This is a genomic window from Legionella sp. PC1000 (genome assembly GCF_014109805.1).
Lineage (GTDB): Bacteria > Pseudomonadota > Gammaproteobacteria > Legionellales > Legionellaceae > Legionella > Legionella resiliens.
Window position 1 is genome coordinate 917,325 of sequence record NZ_CP059400.1, and the last position, 18,111, is coordinate 935,435.

The window sequence follows — 18,111 nt, forward strand, 5'->3', positions numbered from 1 at the left end:
TCTCCTTAATACAGTTCTGATGCCAAGGCATATTGGTTTTGCTTGTAAAGGAAAAAGCGAGTCGTGTAGGCAGGCTTGATGATTTGTTCATCACCCAATTGCGCCACATGCGCAAAAACATGGATAGGCACTTCGGGGTTAGGCAGTTGCTTAAATTCTTCTCCCGAATCATCAAGACGCATCTGTTGGTAAACAGGCTTTTGTATTGGTTGTTGCAGGCTCTGCTGATACAACTGGCTGACTGTTAAGCCCTGCTCAGGAATGGCGTTTTGCGACATCCTGGCAGTGGAACAAGCGCTTAATGCCAGACTAGCGCAAAGCATTATCAAAGTTTTTTTGTTGATGGTAACCATAATCTAATACCCTCCCTTGGTGTTCTTTATCAATGGCTATTGTTTGGCTGAAATGTAAACTGAGTTGATTAGGGACAAACCCTGTATGGCCGCGGATACTTGCAGGAACAAAGACCATATCGAAGCTGCCCTGGATTCTTTTCTCAAGCCAGTCAGTAATCTTTTGGCTGCCTTCGTTGATTGCGCCCCCAGCAGCAAAGTGCGCTAAGTCGCCTGTCGGTGTGGCAATGGCAGAACCTCCCTCGGCCTGATAACTCATTTGCCATTTAGATAGGGCATTTCCTGCACCTTGAATACCGCCAGCTGCCATGAAGGCTGTTAATACTCTGGGGGCATTGGTGATGTACTGTCCTTTGATACAAGGATTACCGAATTGCGTGGTCAGGTAACCAATGCTGTCGTTATTCACCAGCTCTGCGGAGCTTTTCATTTGTTCTTGGCCGACATTCACAAAATGTCCATCCTCAAAGACAAATAGGGCTGAGGTGACATAGGCGCGAACACAGCTGATGTTATCGAGAAAGGAACCAACGCCAATCGAATAACCGCTGATTTTCATACCAGTGATTTCTTCGGGTAGTTGCATCCCATTGGCTGTCATTAAATCCCCTCGACTGACCATTGCTGTGAAGGGAAATAAAGGCTGCATGAGTTTGCCCTCAACAGGAACTTCGCCGATTAAAGCTGATAAGAGCGTGATTTTGCTGAAATCGCTGCCAGCTGGAATAGTATAAAAAGGCGTTTTAGTGGGTGCTTCTTCCTTAGTTGATGTGTCATGTTCAGGGAAAATTTTGCCTTCTTTCGGTGCTTTATCCAGCAAGGTATCCAGATCTTTAATTTGACCGGATACAGGCGCTTGATTGCCTTCCATGGGGTAGGATTGCGTTTGATGTTCAGTGAGTGACGCAAATTTTTCCTTTAATGCATTCAGTTCATCTTGCAGTGCAAAACTTGTTTCTTGTTTGGGTTGTTTTAATTGTTTTTGCAGCGATTTATTCTCTTTGTGCATTTGATCTAATTTCTTTTCTGTTTCTAATAATCGTGCGGAAACATCACGAATATTGTCATTGAATTGGCTTGCTATAGCTTCGCCAAAATTATTAGGATTGGGCGTGTTGTTGTTAACCGGTGCGCTATGACGGCTATTAATAAGAATCATAATGACCGCAAAAAACACCGAGCCTGCCAGAATTTTAATGCCATTGTTTTTATTCATCGGCTGTACCTCGCATGTTGGATGAGTGCTGTTGCAAAAGGTTGATCAGAGATTAAAAAGACAGTAGTGCTTTCGTGTTGATTGCGTGGTGGCAGTTCGCTTTTTGGGTAAAAACTGGCGGTTTGCCAATGCCCCATCAGCTTGGTGAATTGCAGCTTTACAGGTTGATTCAGCAAATTTTTTAAATCGACTGCGGTGACGTAAAGATTGCCGCCACGCCATGAAGCCAGAGGATGAGCTTCAATGCTTGCACCATAAAACAAAGGGATGGTTTTATTGGTTTGCATAGGTGAGCGGTAAATTCCCTCTGGAATTTCTCTGACCCGTTCAGGCGAATACAAGGCTTGAATGGCAAAACGGGTTAATTGAATAGCGTTGTATTCATATTGACTGGCTCCTGCATTAAGGTTGATTTTGGGATCATCTATCAGAATCTCAATCGGCGTGGTGTTGATTGCTTTCTCATTGGCATTAAGATTAAGAATAACCACTTCGCCTTCAGGCAATAACTGGACAATCAAGCGAGAATCTTTGAATGATTCTTTGGCTTTAAGATACAAGCTACCTTTGACTTTCAGAATATCGAGGCTGGCACTGAGTTGTTGATCAATCACCTTAATGGCTTGGGGAAACTGGACTAACCGCTCTTTATTGATCGGTAATTCAATTGTTAAAGGAACTTTTTCCCAAACCAGGTGTTCACTTTGCAGGGCATGGCTTAGGTGCATCACAGCAAAGCACAGAGCGAATAAGCTAATTTTAATGAGTTTCATGGTGTTCCTCCGTGTCGACCAGTAAATCTTGTAAACGTTCTTCAGGACGGGTATAGCCATCCAGAGCTAATTGAAAAGGGTTGTGAAGACGCGACAGGTTGAGCTTGACCACACGAAGATGATAAGCCACTACTTTGTCAGCAATGACCATGGCAGAGTTGTCTTTGAGCCTTTGCGTAATGCGTAGTATCAGCTTGACTTCCCAGGTATCGGGACCAATTTTTTTAATGTCTTGCGGTTCCATAAAGCGATAGAGACTTGCTACTTGAGTGCGGTCAAAGAGTTGAGCGTTTTTATAAGCTGCCAGGGTTTCACGAAGTAACTGCTCATGCCGTGATGTGAAGTAATAATGAAAGGCTTTAATGTTTTGGTTGAATTCTTCTTTGCCTTTATTAGACCAGCTGTAGAGTGTCGGCATTAAGGAAGTCACATATCCTTGCACGTATTCATTCGGTATTTCGCTTGCCTTCATTAAACCGCCATTAGCAGCCATATTAGGACTAAGCCAGAATTCATAGCGTTTGGGCATGGTCATCAGGTTAATAATTAATGCTAAGATGATGATTGATAACACACCGATAAAAGTCAGTAATAAACGATTGTGATGTTGTAGGCTGTCGATTTTTTTCCAGTAGTTAAACATGCGGCTCTCCAACAGATTTATTCTTTTGCCAAGTTCCCTGGTAATGAATCCAAGGTGAATGTTTGAGCCTTAATCGCACCATCCACTGAATCGTTTTCTTCATCACATAACCATAGGGCTTACCTGCTTTGATGCGGGAAACTCCTTTAGGCCACACAGTAATAGACAGAATGAATCCAATCACAAAACCGATGCAGCCAGAGGCCAGCGGAAACTCAACCATTGCTCCTAAGAGAACGAAGAACAGGGTAGTTGCTGGGGTTGTGGTGATAACAATCCAAAATAATTCACGAAGACTTAAACCTTTCCAGGCTGGGAAGTCGTGTGACAGATGGCGCGAAGAAGGCTGACTCATATTTCACCTCCTATATTTTGAACTTGGTAATCATGGTGTAACCCACATAACCAGAAGCAATGCTAATGGCTAAATAGGTGATGCCCATTACGGCAAAAGTACCGAAGGCCACCATGGATCCTTCGTTCTTTTTAGACTCTTCAATACCGTGTTGTACCGTGGTAATGAATTTAATAAAGGTCACAACAGCGGTAATGAAGAGCAATAAACCCAGACCTTGTTTGACGTAATTCCCTGTCACGGTCATCATGCTTTTAGAGCCGTCCCCGATGTTGTCCGCGTCGGAAATTTTAGGGAACCAGTTATCTGCCAATAGCACAGGGGCATATAAGATATTTACTACTCCAAGGCAGATTGAGCGAAGCATTGTTTTCATGTTGTCTCCTTAACAAATAAAACTAAAATGAAGATCATCAGACCAATCACTAATCTGATGAGCCGAGAACCCAGACGCAGTAAGTATCCATGTTGTTGTTTTTCCTCTGCGTCCATCATGTGGTTGACAGACCACATCACCGCTAATATCACCAGGGCTATGGCAATAAAGCGGATACTGCCGGAAAAGACTTGTGCCGATATGTTATTGCTTGCTTGTTTAAAGGTGGTAGCAAACATTCTGGCTATTTCGTCTTTACTCATTAGGGTTTCCTCACAAAGTCCATTTCCAAGGCCTTGATCTTGCGTGGTGCAATGATTGGTTGATTGATGTAATCAATCAGGCCATTGCGAATATTCAGTAAATCTTCTCTTAAACCTGCATGATATTGGCCTTGGACATCTTCAAATCCTTCAATTTGTAATTGGATACGGGTATTGGGGGTTATCTGTGTTTGTGCTTCATCAAGCAGGGGCATGATGGCGTTAATCTGGTTAATGATGCGCACCAGCGTTTCATTTAAATCAGGGTTATTCGCCCAGCTGTGTAGGCTTATCATCATTAAGGTCAAACAAAGCAATCGTTTCATGGTTTCTCCCTATAAATACTTTTTAAAGCGACTGGCCGTCATGGCCACCATTAATCCCATCAATAAACTGATAGGAACAAAGACATAAGCAGGGGTGATGCTGACAGGCAGGGCAAGCCAGAGCATGAGTAAAATCACAAGTCCCTTTTTTAAATAGTGGTTAAGTCTGTGGAATAAATAAGAGGATTCACGGCCTAAGCAAGCGGTGCGTATTGCTCTTTGGTTAAGACCATCAACTAGACCTGCAACCATAGTCAGGGCAAATAAAGGCATGGCAGCGAATAAAATAATAAGTTTGATTAATAGACATTGACTGCTTAATAAAACCAGCTGGAAAAACTGTTGTGATTTTTCGAGTAAGTCTGCTGCAAATTCATTAATCGCTAATTTGTTTAAATAGGGAATAGTCAGCGTCCAGCTAGGTTTGGCATCTAAGGGTAGGGCTGCCAATAGTGAACCTTGATAAACAGGGGTGATGGCTTCTCGTTGAGTATTTACAAGGACATTGACCTTATCAAAGGCAAATGGATAGCCATGAAGCATCCATTGACTTACAGCCCAGATAATCAACGCTAACCAACCCAAGAAAAGAACTAAAGTCAGCTGCATAGTCATTTGTCTGGAATATTGTTTTACTGCCATACAGCCCCCTCAGCAATGATTAAGGGGTAATGTTGTTCACGGATGTAATTCAGCAATGGATCAACATTGACGGGTAATAGTGGCAATTTAAACTTTTCTTGCAGAGCTACAATGGTTTCAAAGTCATTCACATTGGTGATGAACCCAGTGGCTTGCATGGATTTTAATTGCTCTTGATGTTGTTCTAACCATTTGATGGATTCTCTATCCGCGCCTATGACAAATAGAGCCATGTTTAACAGATTGGTATCCAATTTTTTGCGGCTTACTTTGCCAACAGTGGCTTTGCTCTTTGCTGGTACGCCAATAGGGCTAGACAGATTAAGTCTTAATGACGCATCACTTTGTGACAGCGTTAAAGGAATCACATTCATGCTATGAACATTTAAAGCGACCAACAGCAAGAGCAAAATCCTAATCATTAAAATCTCCCTAAATCGACGACTTGCGAAGTTTTGCCTTTTGCCAGTAAGAGCAAGGGTGTTTGTTTCTTGTCGAGTTTTAAGCCCTCATACTGTTGGCTACCTGGGTTCAAGGTGATTTGTTGACTGGTCACCAAATGGATAGGGATTTGATGTCTGTTAGCCCAAAGTTGGATAGCGCTATTGTCCATATCCAGAAAGAGAAGATTGAGCTTGGTGTTTGGTGTACGGCTAATAGCATCGACCAGTTGCAGTACAATGGTGGTTACAGCGTCATCGGCTCTTATAAAGAAATAGAGCGTTTCACTTTCTTTTAATTGAATGGGTTGATGTGCATAGGGAGAGTAAGGAGATGGATCAAAATCACCGACTACAGGCACATCTTTAAACAGTTGGTTATAGGCTTTGTAAAAGGCATTATTCCAGGCTATGTTTTGCGCGACCTTTTGGGCTTCTTGAAGGGCAGCAAGTTCGGCGAAATGAGCTCGTTCAGCGTCATTCTTGGCATTTAGTCCAAGAATATCAACGGGTGTCATACGTAGGTCTTTGTAGTAAATACCACTTCTGCTTTGTATTAATTGCAGATAGCGTTTTTCTTCTGCCTCACTTAATCCCCATGCTTTGGCTTCCTGTTTTTGTAAGTCGTTAAGTTGAAAATCTTTGTCTTCAATAACTTCATCATGAAATTCGGCCAGACCTGCTTTCGTCAACGCATTATCAGCACTGAGCATAGGTGGTGTGGCAATACCTGGGATATACAAACCGGCAATTGCCTGTTGACCCAGGAGTAACCCGATTGCCAGTGTGGACAGCTTAAGCATGGCTCACCTCTTGTTGACTTAGATGAACCAGCAGATGCGCATTGTCAGCATTTTCAAATTCTATGGTTTGCTTCGCAAAGTCGATCTCAAAGACAGTCCATCCTGCCAAGGAATCGCCTTTTTCCAACGCTTGGGTTTTGTAGTGGTAGGAAACAGAGGCAACAGAAACTTCTTGGATACTGTCTATGCTTAATACTTTAAACGGTAGTTGATTTGCAGGAAGCATTTTGACAGGTTGCTTTTTCTCATCCAGATGGCGTAATAAATCAGTAATGCCTTCAAGCTGTTTCTTAATTGCGATTTGTTCAGTTGTAAACATTTCACCTAATTGGTGTTCATCTTTATTTTGTATTTGTTGAATGAACGCTCCCAATTGTTTTATGTTTTTGGTAATAGGCGATAAATCCGGTTGTTCAACAGGTTGATTGAGTTGTTTTTGTATAGTGGTTAATCGCTCATCCAGCGTATTAAATTTATTGTTCTCAATAGAGGGTTGGCTTTTTAAACAAATGAATACGACCAACAATCCGTTTAACAAAAGAAGACTAAGCCATTTGGCATCAAAATACTTTTTCATCCTGCTCTCCTTGCTATCAGACTAAAATTGATTTCTCTTAACAGGTCATCCTGCTTGAGATTGAATAGATGCTGACCGACCAATACCGTCAATCCATCGGTAATCGTTAAAGGTCCTAAATTTCTACTAACCTGTGGTAGTGGTTGTTGAAATACTTGTTGTAGGCTTTCGCTTTGTTTTTCTTTTGGAGCAAGGTGATACCCTGAATAACGAAGCCAGTAATTCACTGCTTCTCCTATAGTTTGTATGGATGCAGGAAAATGAATCTGTTGAACAGTTTTCAATGGATTTATCTGAGCTGCCAAAGGTTGATTGTTGAGCGTGGCATAGCGACCGACTTGGGTTATATTAGCTGCCTGAGCATTTAGGCTACATAAAACAAAACTACAAAGCAGAAATTTTCTAAGCATGATTGCCTCCTGATTCTGTGGATTTATCCCTTAATTTTTGAGCCAGGGCATGTTGTTCCATTGCTTTTTGGATAAAGACCTCTTTACGTTCAACATCAATATGTTTGGGAGCATCTATACCTAATTTGATTAGTCCTTCCTTTTCAGAGATAAGAAGTACTTTGATTCTGCCTTTATCAATGTAAATTGCTTCGCCCATACGACGGATTAGAATTAGCATGATGTTTTCTCCTTAGCTTCTTTGAAGAGGTAGTCTTTCATTTGGTCGATATGAAGTTGGACGATTTTGGGATCGGTAGGGATATGCGGTTCAGTTTTTTGTTTTAACACTTCTTGACGGGCTTGGATGCCTTTTTGGATGTTGGTGCAGTACTCATAAAAAATCGGCAGACAAGGAGGAACAGCCAGCTTTTTCTTTATTTGTTCTAAAGCAAGTTTCAACACTTGATTGTCAAATTCTTTCAAGCCTTCTGACCATTCACGTTTTGAGATCTCGAGAAAATTAGTGTTGCTGTAAGTTGAGACCCACAGATAGCCATAAATTGCTGCAAGGCGCATAAACAGTGTATCCATTCTCTTATCGTACTCTGGAGTTGTCGAATGAGAGGACATTGCTTCCTGACTCTGGGGGTTCATCAAAGTCGAAATCGAAGTTTGCATCTTTGCAGGATTCAGTAAGGATATCTGTTGCTGATTTTTTTCGAGAACGCGCTTGATTGGCTTCATTTTGCTGCTCCTCTTGGGTTTTTAAGGTAAGTAATTCATCGTTCCAACATTTGCGTGAAAGCCAGGTGGCTGGGTATTTCCAGTTCGGCAGCCACTCGCCGAAAAACTCCATTTCCTCACGGTTATTAATTTGGGCTTGCAAGCCTGTTAGTATTTGTTCAATCAACTGTTCATCTGGTTGCAGATAACCAAACTCACGCCAGGCTTTAGTTCGGTCTTGTTTTAAAGGATAAAGAGACCAAAATTTTTCAAATTGCTGCTGTAAAAAAATAAAACGATCTTTGGAGTTATGAGGTGTGTCGGGTTTTGTGTTTTGCGCTGTGTTGGGTTTTTGATATTTTTTGTCGTAACTTGATGATTTAATATTATTTTTATCGTTCGGGTTTGTGCTGGGTTGAAGTGTCGGGTTTGTGTCGGGTTTATTCTGAACAGACAAATCCGAATTGGCTAATAAGCATTTTAAAATGAGTTGTTTACCAATAGATTTGATCTCCACTAACCCAGCGCGCTCAAGCGCATAGATGATACGGCGTAATTGCGGACGACTAGGGCTACCTGAATGTTCAAAACCTTGGTGGGGTTCAACATAGAGGGCTTCAGCAAGCTGTTGATAGCTGATTTTACGCTTAACACCTACCAGAAAGGTATTACGGTCCATATACGGACGAATCCCCAGCAAATAGGCTGATTGCTGGATATAAGGTAACCCCATCAGAGCTGATAATTCATCGGTATTAACAAACAAAAATCCCATTTTTCTATTTCATCCCTTCAAAAGCACCATCAAAAAACAGCGCTTGCACTATCAAATGATTTCAATTAGTATCAATCAATAACACGAAGTGTGTTGTTGATAACCCATTGTAAATAAGCACTTTTTAGTGTCAATGGGGTATTTCCGTTTGATAGCAAATGAACCTAAATGAACATGAAAAAAATTATTGGCAGTAGGATTGCACAGGCAAGAAGGGCGAATGGATTGACGATTAAAGTTTTGGCTGATAGGACAGGATTTGGGGCTGCCAGGATTGGGAATTGGGAGCAGGGAACCAGGAGTCCTGGGCCGGAAGAGGCTAAGAGCTTGTCTAAGGAATTGCAGGTTGCGGCTTCTTGGTTGCTTTGTTTGACAGATGACCCATTAGGTGAACGAGTTGAAAAGAGCATAATTGCCAACACAAAATACGAGTAAATGTTTTCACAAGAGCTTATTTTGAAAGATCAAGAACAAATATTTTAGTTTTATCAGAAATATCTTTATAACATTCATTGAGTTTATTTTTCATTTCTTGTAGAGATTGAGGACGTTTTCTTTTCCAAGCTTTTGGGAGTTTAGATGTGGTTTTATTTCCAAACCATAATACTAAATAAACACCAAATCCGTTGGCATGATAATCTGTTGAATAATTTTGTAGTTGATCTATTGCGGCAGACCATAGATCAGTATGCCATTGACCTTTTATTTCTATTGGCACATCTAATAAATTATAAGTACTAAGAAGATCACATCGTTTATCATCAGATCTAGCGCCCTCTACGTGCGCGCGTGCATTATATTTTTCAAGATGCGGTGTTAGTGCTGATGCTATTAGATCACGACAATAATTTTCTTTATGTGGGTTTTCGTTATCCCAATAAAATTTAAAATCACTTGTTTCACTACCTTTGAGTCTTAACTGTAATATTTCTAATTGGTCAATTAGTAAGGCTGATCTTGCCCTGAATTGTCGGACACCCTGCTAAGAGAGTAAAATCAAAGGCAGAGGTGAATAATGAACAATAATAAACCAGAGAAGCAGTTAGCCAGAAAAAAATATAGTCCCCGATTTAAAGATCAGGCACTTGAACGAATAGCACAAGACGGAGTTCGTCAGGTGGCAAAAGATCTTGGTCTATCAGAACCCTTACTCTATTCCTGGAAAGCCCAACAGAAAAAAGGTGGAGACTCTCTTGAAAATCAAAAGCTACAGCAAGCAGAAATGGCTCGTTTGAAGCGGGAAAATGCACTGTTAGCAGAAGAAAATGCGTTTCTAAAAAAGGCGGCTGCGTACTTCGCGAAGGAATCAAAGTGAGGTACGCCATGATTAAGGAGCACTCAGGTCAGTTTTCCCTTCGTTTAATGTGTCGCCTACTTTCTGTATCGGTCAGCGGATATTATGATTGGCGGAAACGAAAACCCTCCCGTCGCGACATGAATAGTCAAGTATTAGCCAAGAAAATTAAAGCTATTTTTGATGAGGAAAAATCACGCGCTGGAGCCGTCAGGATTGCTAAACGATTAAACAATGAAGGCGAGCCAGTGAGTAGGCATCGAGTGGCTAAAATCATGCGTTCAAATGACTGGCGTGCACGTGCTGCGAAGAAATTCAAAGCGACAACCAATAGTAGCCATCAACTACCTGTCGCACCGAATTTATTGCAGCAAAATTTCCTGGCACATCAACCTAATGAAAAATGGGTGAGCGACATCACCTATATTTGGACTGAGGAAGGATGGCTTTACCTTGCAGTTGTTATGGATTTGTATTCACGCAAGATCGTTGGATGGGCTCTTTCTGAGCGAATGACAAAGGAATTAGTAATTGATGCTCTTCAAATGGCTATATGGAGTCGAAAACCAACTAAAGGACTTGTTCTACATTCAGACAGGGGAAGCCAATATTGCTCTTACGAGTATCAACAACTTTTAACGCAGCATGGTATTGTGTGCAGCATGAGTAAGCGTGGTGATTGTTATGATAACGCTGCTATGGAAAGCTGGAATCATAGTTTCAAAGTAGAAGCGATTCATGGGGAGAAATTTGCAACACGTGCAATTGCCAAAAATCATGTGTTTGAATACATCGAAATATACTACAATCGGAAACGACTTCACTCAATGATCGGGTATAAATCTCCTGAGTTATTTGAGATTAAAATGGTAGCTTAGTTAGGTGTCCGTTTTTTCCAGGCAAGATCAGGCTTGTAAATCCTTGTGTCCGGTGGGTTCTTTGCTCAGTAAGATATTTTGTACATCTTGTAATGAAAAATATTTTTTATAGCTTTCTGATTTATGCTTTTTATTCTCAGTTAACGCATGTTTAAGTTCATCGCAATATTGACATAAATCGTTTTTGTTAATGAGATCAGAAATTAAATCTTGTGCTTCTTGCGTTGTAATTAAAGAAAGTTCAGTTATACATCCTTTAATAAGTCTGGATGCATCCCACGGATGTTGATTTCCTTCCCAACTGCCAGTGGGGTATGGCACCGGTGGCCATATTGAACCAAATTTCAAAATAAAAAAATATAATTGCTGTGCATTCATCTTTGGCCAATAAGTTGAAATTTTCTTATCAACGAAGATAAACTCACTTAATACCCAAATACTTATTTTATCTTCTGAAGTATATTGATTGAGTATTTCAAAATGAGATTCAAAGTCCAGAAGAAAACAAGTGCTTATCCAAATATCCCGTTGAGGGCATTTATCAAATTCTTGCTTACTAATTTGTTCTCGAATTAACTTAATAACATCATTAGGTGAGTAACAAATAGCTATGGTAAGGACTGTTTTCAAGCTATCATAAGCTAATTTTTGGTAATTATTAAGCCATTTTAAAGCTACTTTTCCTGCTATATCCTGGAATAAACTGTCAGTTTGAATTCGATATAATCCAGGAACATATCTTTCTTCAGAATATAAATAAGGTTCTATCGTTTCATAAATAAAATTTTCTTTTGACAATGAGTCTTTGAAAAGAATAAATTCAAGCTCTTTTTGTACAGAAGAGGATATATCATTGCTTTTGAAGCTAGCTCCCCAATGACAAGCAGCTAGAGCTGAATGAGCAATATTTAATGGAATTTCGTCTAACTTTTCATTGCGAGATAAAATAATATCGCAGTATGCTAAAAGAATAGCCTCAAAGGGGGAAATCAAGTTTTGATTAATACGTAGTTTTATTATCTCATGGACGGTTGGTATGTTATTTTCTTCAATAGCTGAACAGATTCCATTTATTGCTAGTGGTAAGAGCTCTATACCTAAAAGTTCAACTACACGTTTTTTCGGTTCATTTCCCTGAATATCACTAAACCAACCTAAATAAGCTTTCGCTATTTGATTTAAGCCATTTATATGTTTTCCTGAAACTAACTGATCTCTAATTTCATGATATTGTTGGTGTCTTTCTATTACTTTTTTCTTTTGTCTACTACGATGAGCTGCTTGCTTTTTTTCATATTGTTCAATTTCTTTTTTTCCATTAGCTCTTTGCAGTTCTATATCATGTATATGTTTTTTTAAATTTATATTTAGAATGGCTTGATCCTGAGCATGTTTCAAAGCAGCACCAGTAAAAGGCTGATAGGCAAATATCCAACGAACTAGTTCTTTCCATTTTAATTCGTTATCCGACGTATGCAGTCCCATAATATTATCGAGATGAAATATTATGTCTTCCTCTATTACCCATAACCATGTATGACTTAAACAGAATATTAGCCAGAGTTTATCTGGCTTTGAGCTTTTAATTGCAACTGATTGAAGAGATCTACGATAATCAGTATTTTCAGATAAATATTTAGTAATTTCATCATACTCATTATGATGCCGAGAAGCATTTGTTTCAATTATGCTTAACCAAGTCCATAATTCTTGAGGTACAGGTTTAGAAATTCGTTTCATTCTCTCTTGAGTAAACTGTAATACTAATCTCTTTATTTTGTTTTGAATTTTTTCATTTTTTTCTGATGATGCTGAGCCTAATTCCTTCAGAAAAGATCGGATACATCCTTCAATTTGTTCAATAGACAATTGTTCGAATAATTTATAACCTAAAGCTATCAAAGATATTTGTTTATCTTCAGCTGATTTTTTTAATATTTCTAAGAAAATTTCTGAAATTTTGTCTGAATTATACAGTTTGGTAGCAACTCTAAATATATCTAAAATGAGATATAGAGAATTAATTTCGTCATGGTGATGTAATTTATCAGATATTATTATCCAATTGGGTTCTATCGTACATTTTTTTAAAGCTGTTACAACAGCTTCTCTTTCTACAAGAGTTACAGTTTGTTCTAATAAAATAGATATGAGCTCATCTTTTATACTATCAATAAAATTAGGAGATGCGGTATGTTCAATGGATTGAATAATTAAATAAGATAATTGAAACGGCGTATCTTTAGTATGTAAAATACTTAAAACATCGTCTCGCAACTCAGGTCTTAACAGACCGTCTCCCACGCTGATATGCCAATCTTCGGCTCGGAAATAGGGATCGTCCTTTGCAATTTTTTGTAAAGACTTCAGAAGAAATTTTAACTGTTCTGTAGTTAAAATTGTGGGATCACTATATTTTAAGAATCCGTAAGGATCTCGGTTAATAAAACTATTCCTTTCTGGCTGACAAAAAACTGCAAGCCAAGCATGGAGTCCTCTAAGAGCAGAAGGAACTATATATCTATCACCATAAAGCAACGCTTCTAGACGTCGTATAGATAATTTATTATTTAACTTATTGCCGAGCCATTTTGCAGCTAAAAATTCTGCTACTGTTCTATGGCATGGCACTAAAATATTATTAGAATCTGAACGGAATAACATTGTTGATAAGATATGTTGCATTAATTCATTAGAACTATTCTCATCGAAAAATTCTTCAATTTTAGGTGCAGATAAATCTTTATTATTAATAGATACGCCTATTTTCCCTGAAAGCAAAAGTTGAGCACAAATACAACCAGCTGTTTCAATTAGCTTATGGATATTTGGAGGTGTTTTAATAGATGCATGAATTTCACTATGTTCCTCAAGAAGAGTCAAACAAGCATTTTCATACAAATCTAATTTAGAGCTCGGCCATCCACCATTTTGTTGATGTGCTTTTAAAAATAATGACAAATTATTAGGATTTCTTAGTAAATCTACAACACCTCGTTTTTGAGCTTCTATAAAAAAGTCGTTACCATCTATTTCTTTACCTTCGTTGTTAATGAACTCTATAATTTCTCGGTCATTTAAGGATAATAAATGCCCAAGAATTGGTTTTTTATTCCATCTGTTTTGAATGATTTTACTATTTACCGCATCCTTCCAGTCAGCAGTGCGACATGCCAATATAAAGTTTGGGCTATGATGATGCGAGATTTTTGATAAAATATTATCGGATATAAGCTCTTTTTTATATACTGTTACCTCATCAATTCCATCAATGATAATTTTAGAGGGCTTAGAAACTGCTTCGATTGCTGGAGATAACATTATGGATACTGCATCATAACAGATAGAATTTGTTCTTTCTTTGAATTCTCTTAATAGAGTAGACTTCCCACTGCCAGGCTCACCTAGTAGGATTAAAGGACCATCCATAGCAAAAAAATCCGCATCAGAGCAAATTTTTTTCTTGTCTGAATCATCAATAATTTCTATTCGTCTTGGAATATAGTTCATTCAGTGCTCTCTGTCTTGGCTTTGTAGGCTCTTAATTTTGGGTATATTTTATCTATAACATGCTCATATCACCACCCAAGCGATGATTGAATAATATAATAGGTTTTGTCAGCTTTAACCAATGAATGTACCAATATAAAAAATAATGGGGGGAGTGTGCAAATTTAGCATATGTAATCGTTAAACTATTTTATGCAGGTAACTGAGAGTATTTTTGTCTATTATTAGAATGCTTCACATACATAGTAATAAAAGCACTAGCCACCAAAGTAAATACTAATATAGAAGGCGATGATGCAATACCTGTTTTTTTAACCAGTATTAAAGAAACTAACGGAGCAAGTCCAGCTGATAAACTTGCAGCAGTTGAATATAAAATTGATAAAACAGTGCATCGTAACTTAATCGGAAACATTTCAGCTAACATCACCGGTACTGTTGCATAATAAGCTCCAGCAGGAATTGCAATTAATGCTTGTCCTAATAAGAGCTCATAAATATCATGGTGCGATAAAACATAAAAAAATGGCTGGGAAAGAATCAATAAACCAACACTAGCAAAGATCACAATTTTTTCTCGATTGATTTTATCAGATAGTTTTCCAACTAAAGGAAATACAGCTAATAAAACAATTAATGAAAGTATATTTGATAGGATAATTTCATGATCCTGAAAATGACTATATAAATGGGCTTGCATAGGACCATAAATGTAAATCTGGAAAGTCGTTGTTACTCCTAGGCAACTTAAAACAAATACATAAAGAGATTGAATTTTATTGTCCTTGATGTAGTTGACTGATTCTGAAAGTAGACTCTTAAATTTAGGTTTTGGCCTGTCTGCATAGTACATGATGTACTCCATACTCTCAGGAATACACAACCGGATATACAAGCCAATGGAAGAACCTAGTAGTGCAAGGACAAAAGGTACACGCCAGACTAGCCAATCGTGTTCAGGATAGTGATTGGTAAAATAAGTAACTAATAATGCTACCAATGATGCTACGAGCATTCCTGACATGGCACCAAACGAAGCCCAGCTGCCCGAGTAGCCTTTTTTGGAGGCTTCTGCATTTTCAACCAGATAAGCTGAAGAATTTAGATATTCTGCACCACAGGAGAAGCTCTGAATAACTCTTAACACTAATAAGGTTATAACAGAAAAAGTACCTATGGTGCTGTGTGGGGGGATAAACCCGATAAGGGTTGTTGACACGCCCATCGTTAAGATGGACGCTGCAAGGATAATTTTTCTGCCATAGATATCGGATAATAAGCCCATTATCATAGCCCCAATAGGTCTGGCTAGATATCCAGCAAAGAAAGTAAGAAATACTAGAAATAAACCCTTTGAAGCATCACCAATTAGGTATTTGGCAATGTAGACTGAGAGTAGGCCGCAAATGGCCATATCAAAAGATTCTATTAAATTGCCTAGTGTGCCTGCCAGTATGATTCGGGTTTGATGCTTCATAGGATTATCCTTTACTTTGCATTGCCGATAGAGTGGTTAGTGAGTCCTGATCTTCTACTCGGTCTAAAAATAAAAATCCATTCAGGTGATCAATTTCATGCTGAAGAATACGGGCTTCCAAGCCGGAAGCTTTTTTGGTAATTCTATTTCCATCTATGTCAAAGCCTGAATATTCAATTTCCATGGCTCTTGGAACCTCTCCCATTAATTCACCGCAATTAAGGCATCCCTCGTAGCCAGTTTGAATTTCTTGGGACAGGATTTTTAATGCAGGATTAATTAATGCAGTATCGGGGATCGGGTATTCTGGTTTTCTCCGTTTGGTATAATTAGTACCAAATACAATAACTCGTTTGCTGATGCCAATTTGGGGAGCAGCTACCCCTACGGCACCTTTGTCAGCCATAATGCCGAACATAGTCTTAATCAGCTCTTTTAACCAACTGCTACCAAATTCTGATTCTTTAATTGGCTCAGCGGTTTGTCTTAAAATAGGATCGTTTTTATCCAGGAGTGTGTTCATAGTTCACCTGATTGTTGATGATTAATGTGAGTTTGGGCTTAGTCTTCATGCAGGACTGTTTGTCTGGTAAAGTTAAATACTCTTGAATTTGCCTTAACGCAAACTTGCCCATGGCTAACAGTTTTTCGCAATGAATGGAGCTTTTGTTTTGGATATAGGGATTTATTCGTTTTAATCCAAATGAAAAGATTGCTCTATGAGAATCATATTCAGTGGGGATGGAAATACCTGTGATGAGTCCAGGTTCTATCTGTTTGTATTTTGTAATTGCTTCTATACAGCCTATATGAGGAAGTTCGCTCCATAATTTCGGTTGATCCTGGCTGATGAACTCTGGTTGATAGCAACCATCAAATAGCCAGAGACTTTTCTCAATTAAATTTTGCTCTATAGCTGGGTTGGAGGACATGAAAAAGATCTGTCCTGCTTGATTGATGAGGGCAATGGAAGCATAGTCTGTTTCTACTTGCCCGAGTACGTCAGAGAACACTTTTCGCATGGTGATATAATGTTCAAAGAGAAAATCTTTTGCTTTAGGGTGAAGCCTTACTTCAACAGCTGTTACATCCATATCTACAAACTTCTTAAACGGCATGACTGTGCTTTTTTCTTTGTTCTTCGTAGGAAGAAATGGAACCAATGGCCAAGTCAATGATTTTTAGTAAATTATTTTCCGATGTGTCAATTGCACGTACTTCTTTGATTAATCCTAACACAAAATCGGCGTAATCGTCATTACTTCCATGAGAAACAGGGTATAAATGATGGCTTTGCTTCAAGATGTAATGAAGTAGTGTTTCATCGACTTCATTTTTCTTAGGAGCTGCATGTCCTTCCTCACCAAATAATAGCCAGCCTGGGTTTACATGAAGATGATGAGCTAATTGTTTAACTTTCTCATAATCAGGTAGAGCATCACCTCTTATATAGCGACGGCAGATTTGTTCTGATGCACCTGTAAATTCTGCTAGGGCTTTAATACAGATCCCATTAGGTGAACGAGATGCAGTATGTCCTTTATCTTTGAGGGTATGGATCAAGCGATTTGCAAACGATTGATAGGGTCCCTTACTCATAAAATTATCCTTTTAATCGAACGTCGTAAAAAAATTATCATATAAAACGGTATCATTCAATATCATATCGTATCTTAATTTAAATTTCTTAAAAATACATATTGATAATTATTTTAATATCGTTTTAATATTAGTTTCGATAAATGATACTTAATGTTCATTTTGCGCGATTTGGACTTTATTACACATGTTTTACAGGAGTATATCGCATGTTTTACGATCAAAAAATCACCATCTATAAGGGTATTATTCAGTATCTACTGGATTCAACCAATTATTCTCTACAACGAATCGCTAATTTATCAAACTCCCCAATTGCTCATTTGCAGTTAATCTACCAGCACAATCGTTTACCTAAAGAAAGTAAGGTTGAATTGAATTTGCTGAAGCTGTTTATCACAGTCATTGATATGGAACACAAGGGTGAATGGAAGGCTCGTTTACAACTTAAATAACAGAGGGATTTGGAGAATCAATGATGCAACCAGTTAATGATCTATTTACACAACAGATTCTGTTTATCAATGACGTAGAAGTCATTATCGGAAAGGACCGATTGACTTTACGCCGTTGGTGGAGTGAAGGGAAATTTCCCAAGCCAGTAAAATTACATGGCAGAACTTTAGCCTGGCATAAAGACGTGATTGATAACTGGATTAATCAATATGTCAGATAAATCCATTTTCATTGCCTGAA

General features: G+C 38.6%; 26 protein-coding genes. 4 read left to right on the forward strand and 22 right to left on the reverse strand.

The annotated features are described in order from the left end of the window. Nucleotides 1–5: 5 nt before the first annotated feature. From FOLKNPGA_RS04000 to FOLKNPGA_RS04075, 16 genes are read right to left on the reverse strand one after another with little or no spacing between them, the layout of a single operon-like run. Nucleotides 6–353 (reverse strand): hypothetical protein, encoded by a 348-nt coding sequence (locus FOLKNPGA_RS04000; RefSeq protein WP_010652864.1) that lies wholly within the window; start codon nucleotides 351–353, stop codon nucleotides 6–8. Continuing rightward, nucleotides 310–1,569, reverse strand: a complete 1,260-nt coding sequence (locus FOLKNPGA_RS04005; protein WP_010652865.1) for a TIGR03752 family integrating conjugative element protein — start codon at nucleotides 1,567–1,569, stop codon at nucleotides 310–312. The genes FOLKNPGA_RS04000 and FOLKNPGA_RS04005 overlap by 44 nt, the downstream gene beginning before the upstream one ends. Continuing rightward, the gene (locus tag FOLKNPGA_RS04010; RefSeq protein ID WP_010652866.1) at nucleotides 1,566–2,342 is read right to left on the reverse strand and encodes a TIGR03749 family integrating conjugative element protein; all 777 of its coding nucleotides are present in this window, start codon (nucleotides 2,340–2,342) and stop codon (nucleotides 1,566–1,568) included. The genes FOLKNPGA_RS04005 and FOLKNPGA_RS04010 overlap by 4 nt, the downstream gene beginning before the upstream one ends. Beyond that, entirely contained in the window at nucleotides 2,329–2,985 is a 657-nt protein-coding gene (locus tag FOLKNPGA_RS04015) for a DUF2895 family protein (RefSeq protein ID WP_182351804.1), read from the reverse strand. Before FOLKNPGA_RS04015 ends, FOLKNPGA_RS04010 begins: the two co-directional genes overlap by 14 nt. Beyond that, nucleotides 2,978–3,340, reverse strand: a complete 363-nt coding sequence (locus tag FOLKNPGA_RS04020; protein WP_010652868.1) for a TIGR03750 family conjugal transfer protein — start codon at nucleotides 3,338–3,340, stop codon at nucleotides 2,978–2,980. The genes FOLKNPGA_RS04015 and FOLKNPGA_RS04020 overlap by 8 nt, the downstream gene beginning before the upstream one ends. 10 nt (nucleotides 3,341–3,350) lie before the next feature. Beyond that, nucleotides 3,351–3,716: a hypothetical protein gene (locus FOLKNPGA_RS04025; protein WP_010652869.1), complete on the reverse strand. Its 366-nt coding sequence runs from the start codon at nucleotides 3,714–3,716 to the stop codon at nucleotides 3,351–3,353. Then, complete coding sequence (locus FOLKNPGA_RS04030; RefSeq protein WP_010652870.1) at nucleotides 3,713–3,979, reverse strand: hypothetical protein; 267 nt, start codon at nucleotides 3,977–3,979, stop codon at nucleotides 3,713–3,715. The genes FOLKNPGA_RS04025 and FOLKNPGA_RS04030 overlap by 4 nt, the downstream gene beginning before the upstream one ends. After that, nucleotides 3,979–4,305, reverse strand: a complete 327-nt coding sequence (locus FOLKNPGA_RS04035) for an RAQPRD family integrative conjugative element protein (RefSeq protein ID WP_010652871.1) — start codon at nucleotides 4,303–4,305, stop codon at nucleotides 3,979–3,981. The genes FOLKNPGA_RS04030 and FOLKNPGA_RS04035 overlap by 1 nt, the downstream gene beginning before the upstream one ends. A gap of 9 nt (nucleotides 4,306–4,314) precedes the next feature. Beyond that, nucleotides 4,315–4,947, reverse strand: coding sequence for a TIGR03747 family integrating conjugative element membrane protein (locus FOLKNPGA_RS04040; RefSeq protein WP_010652872.1), 633 nt, complete (start codon nucleotides 4,945–4,947; stop codon nucleotides 4,315–4,317). Continuing rightward, complete coding sequence (locus FOLKNPGA_RS04045; RefSeq protein WP_010652873.1) at nucleotides 4,938–5,369, reverse strand: integrating conjugative element protein; 432 nt, start codon at nucleotides 5,367–5,369, stop codon at nucleotides 4,938–4,940. The genes FOLKNPGA_RS04040 and FOLKNPGA_RS04045 overlap by 10 nt, the downstream gene beginning before the upstream one ends. After that, nucleotides 5,369–6,190, reverse strand: coding sequence for a TIGR03759 family integrating conjugative element protein (locus FOLKNPGA_RS04050; RefSeq protein WP_010652874.1), 822 nt, complete (start codon nucleotides 6,188–6,190; stop codon nucleotides 5,369–5,371). Before FOLKNPGA_RS04050 ends, FOLKNPGA_RS04045 begins: the two co-directional genes overlap by 1 nt. Next, complete coding sequence (locus tag FOLKNPGA_RS04055; RefSeq protein WP_010652875.1) at nucleotides 6,183–6,767, reverse strand: hypothetical protein; 585 nt, start codon at nucleotides 6,765–6,767, stop codon at nucleotides 6,183–6,185. Before FOLKNPGA_RS04055 ends, FOLKNPGA_RS04050 begins: the two co-directional genes overlap by 8 nt. Further along, entirely contained in the window at nucleotides 6,764–7,177 is a 414-nt protein-coding gene (locus tag FOLKNPGA_RS04060) for a hypothetical protein (protein WP_010652876.1), read from the reverse strand. Before FOLKNPGA_RS04060 ends, FOLKNPGA_RS04055 begins: the two co-directional genes overlap by 4 nt. Further along, the gene (locus FOLKNPGA_RS04065; RefSeq protein ID WP_010652877.1) at nucleotides 7,170–7,397 is read right to left on the reverse strand and encodes a carbon storage regulator; all 228 of its coding nucleotides are present in this window, start codon (nucleotides 7,395–7,397) and stop codon (nucleotides 7,170–7,172) included. The genes FOLKNPGA_RS04060 and FOLKNPGA_RS04065 overlap by 8 nt, the downstream gene beginning before the upstream one ends. Continuing rightward, nucleotides 7,391–7,750 (reverse strand): hypothetical protein, encoded by a 360-nt coding sequence (locus tag FOLKNPGA_RS04070; RefSeq protein ID WP_050801619.1) that lies wholly within the window; start codon nucleotides 7,748–7,750, stop codon nucleotides 7,391–7,393. Before FOLKNPGA_RS04070 ends, FOLKNPGA_RS04065 begins: the two co-directional genes overlap by 7 nt. Before the next feature lie 4 nt (nucleotides 7,751–7,754). Beyond that, nucleotides 7,755–8,657 carry a hypothetical protein gene (locus FOLKNPGA_RS04075; protein ID WP_010652879.1) on the reverse strand — a complete coding sequence of 301 codons (903 nt, stop codon included), beginning with the start codon at nucleotides 8,655–8,657 and terminating at the stop codon, nucleotides 7,755–7,757. Between the two features lie 168 nt (nucleotides 8,658–8,825). On the opposite strand from FOLKNPGA_RS04075, the gene FOLKNPGA_RS04080 reads away from it, so the two are divergent. After that, on the forward strand, nucleotides 8,826–9,092 hold the full coding sequence (locus FOLKNPGA_RS04080) for a helix-turn-helix domain-containing protein (protein ID WP_010652880.1): 267 nt from the start codon (nucleotides 8,826–8,828) through the stop codon (nucleotides 9,090–9,092). 16 nt (nucleotides 9,093–9,108) lie between these two features. On the opposite strand, the gene FOLKNPGA_RS18845 is transcribed toward FOLKNPGA_RS04080, so the two are convergent. Beyond that, a complete protein-coding gene (locus tag FOLKNPGA_RS18845; protein ID WP_255466049.1) occupies nucleotides 9,109–9,375 on the reverse strand; it encodes a hypothetical protein in 267 nt (88 codons plus the stop codon). 297 nt (nucleotides 9,376–9,672) lie between these two features. Here FOLKNPGA_RS18845 and FOLKNPGA_RS04090 point away from each other — a divergent pair. Next, a protein-coding gene (locus FOLKNPGA_RS04090; RefSeq protein ID WP_182350985.1) for an IS3 family transposase occupies nucleotides 9,673–10,829 on the forward strand; the annotation gives its coding sequence in 2 pieces (ribosomal slippage) (nucleotides 9,673–9,922 and nucleotides 9,922–10,829; 1,158 coding nt in all). 27 nt (nucleotides 10,830–10,856) lie between these two features. Here FOLKNPGA_RS04090 and FOLKNPGA_RS04095 read toward each other — a convergent pair. The 5 genes from FOLKNPGA_RS04095 to FOLKNPGA_RS04115 all read right to left on the reverse strand — a co-directional run bounded on the left by FOLKNPGA_RS04095 (nucleotide 10,857) and on the right by FOLKNPGA_RS04115 (nucleotide 17,415). Next, on the reverse strand, nucleotides 10,857–14,339 hold the full coding sequence (locus FOLKNPGA_RS04095) for an NACHT domain-containing NTPase (protein ID WP_255466050.1): 3,483 nt from the start codon (nucleotides 14,337–14,339) through the stop codon (nucleotides 10,857–10,859). A 190-nt stretch (nucleotides 14,340–14,529) separates the two neighbouring features. Continuing rightward, the gene (locus tag FOLKNPGA_RS04100) at nucleotides 14,530–15,816 is read right to left on the reverse strand and encodes an MFS transporter (RefSeq protein ID WP_010652882.1); all 1,287 of its coding nucleotides are present in this window, start codon (nucleotides 15,814–15,816) and stop codon (nucleotides 14,530–14,532) included. A 4-nt stretch (nucleotides 15,817–15,820) separates the two neighbouring features. Continuing rightward, nucleotides 15,821–16,339 carry a peptide deformylase gene (gene def, locus FOLKNPGA_RS04105; RefSeq protein WP_010652883.1) on the reverse strand — a complete coding sequence of 173 codons (519 nt, stop codon included), beginning with the start codon at nucleotides 16,337–16,339 and terminating at the stop codon, nucleotides 15,821–15,823. Next, the gene (locus tag FOLKNPGA_RS04110; RefSeq protein WP_028389628.1) at nucleotides 16,320–16,934 is read right to left on the reverse strand and encodes a hypothetical protein; all 615 of its coding nucleotides are present in this window, start codon (nucleotides 16,932–16,934) and stop codon (nucleotides 16,320–16,322) included. The genes def and FOLKNPGA_RS04110 overlap by 20 nt, the downstream gene beginning before the upstream one ends. Then, nucleotides 16,924–17,415, reverse strand: coding sequence for a helix-turn-helix domain-containing protein (locus FOLKNPGA_RS04115; protein WP_010652885.1), 492 nt, complete (start codon nucleotides 17,413–17,415; stop codon nucleotides 16,924–16,926). The genes FOLKNPGA_RS04110 and FOLKNPGA_RS04115 overlap by 11 nt, the downstream gene beginning before the upstream one ends. A 209-nt stretch (nucleotides 17,416–17,624) precedes the next feature. Here FOLKNPGA_RS04115 and FOLKNPGA_RS04120 point away from each other — a divergent pair, with 209 nt between their 5' ends. Continuing rightward, on the forward strand, nucleotides 17,625–17,870 hold the full coding sequence (locus tag FOLKNPGA_RS04120) for a hypothetical protein (RefSeq protein ID WP_010652886.1): 246 nt from the start codon (nucleotides 17,625–17,627) through the stop codon (nucleotides 17,868–17,870). 23 nt (nucleotides 17,871–17,893) lie between these two features. Next, complete coding sequence (locus FOLKNPGA_RS04125) at nucleotides 17,894–18,091, forward strand: AlpA family transcriptional regulator (RefSeq protein WP_010652887.1); 198 nt, start codon at nucleotides 17,894–17,896, stop codon at nucleotides 18,089–18,091. Nucleotides 18,092–18,111: the final 20 nt, after the last annotated feature.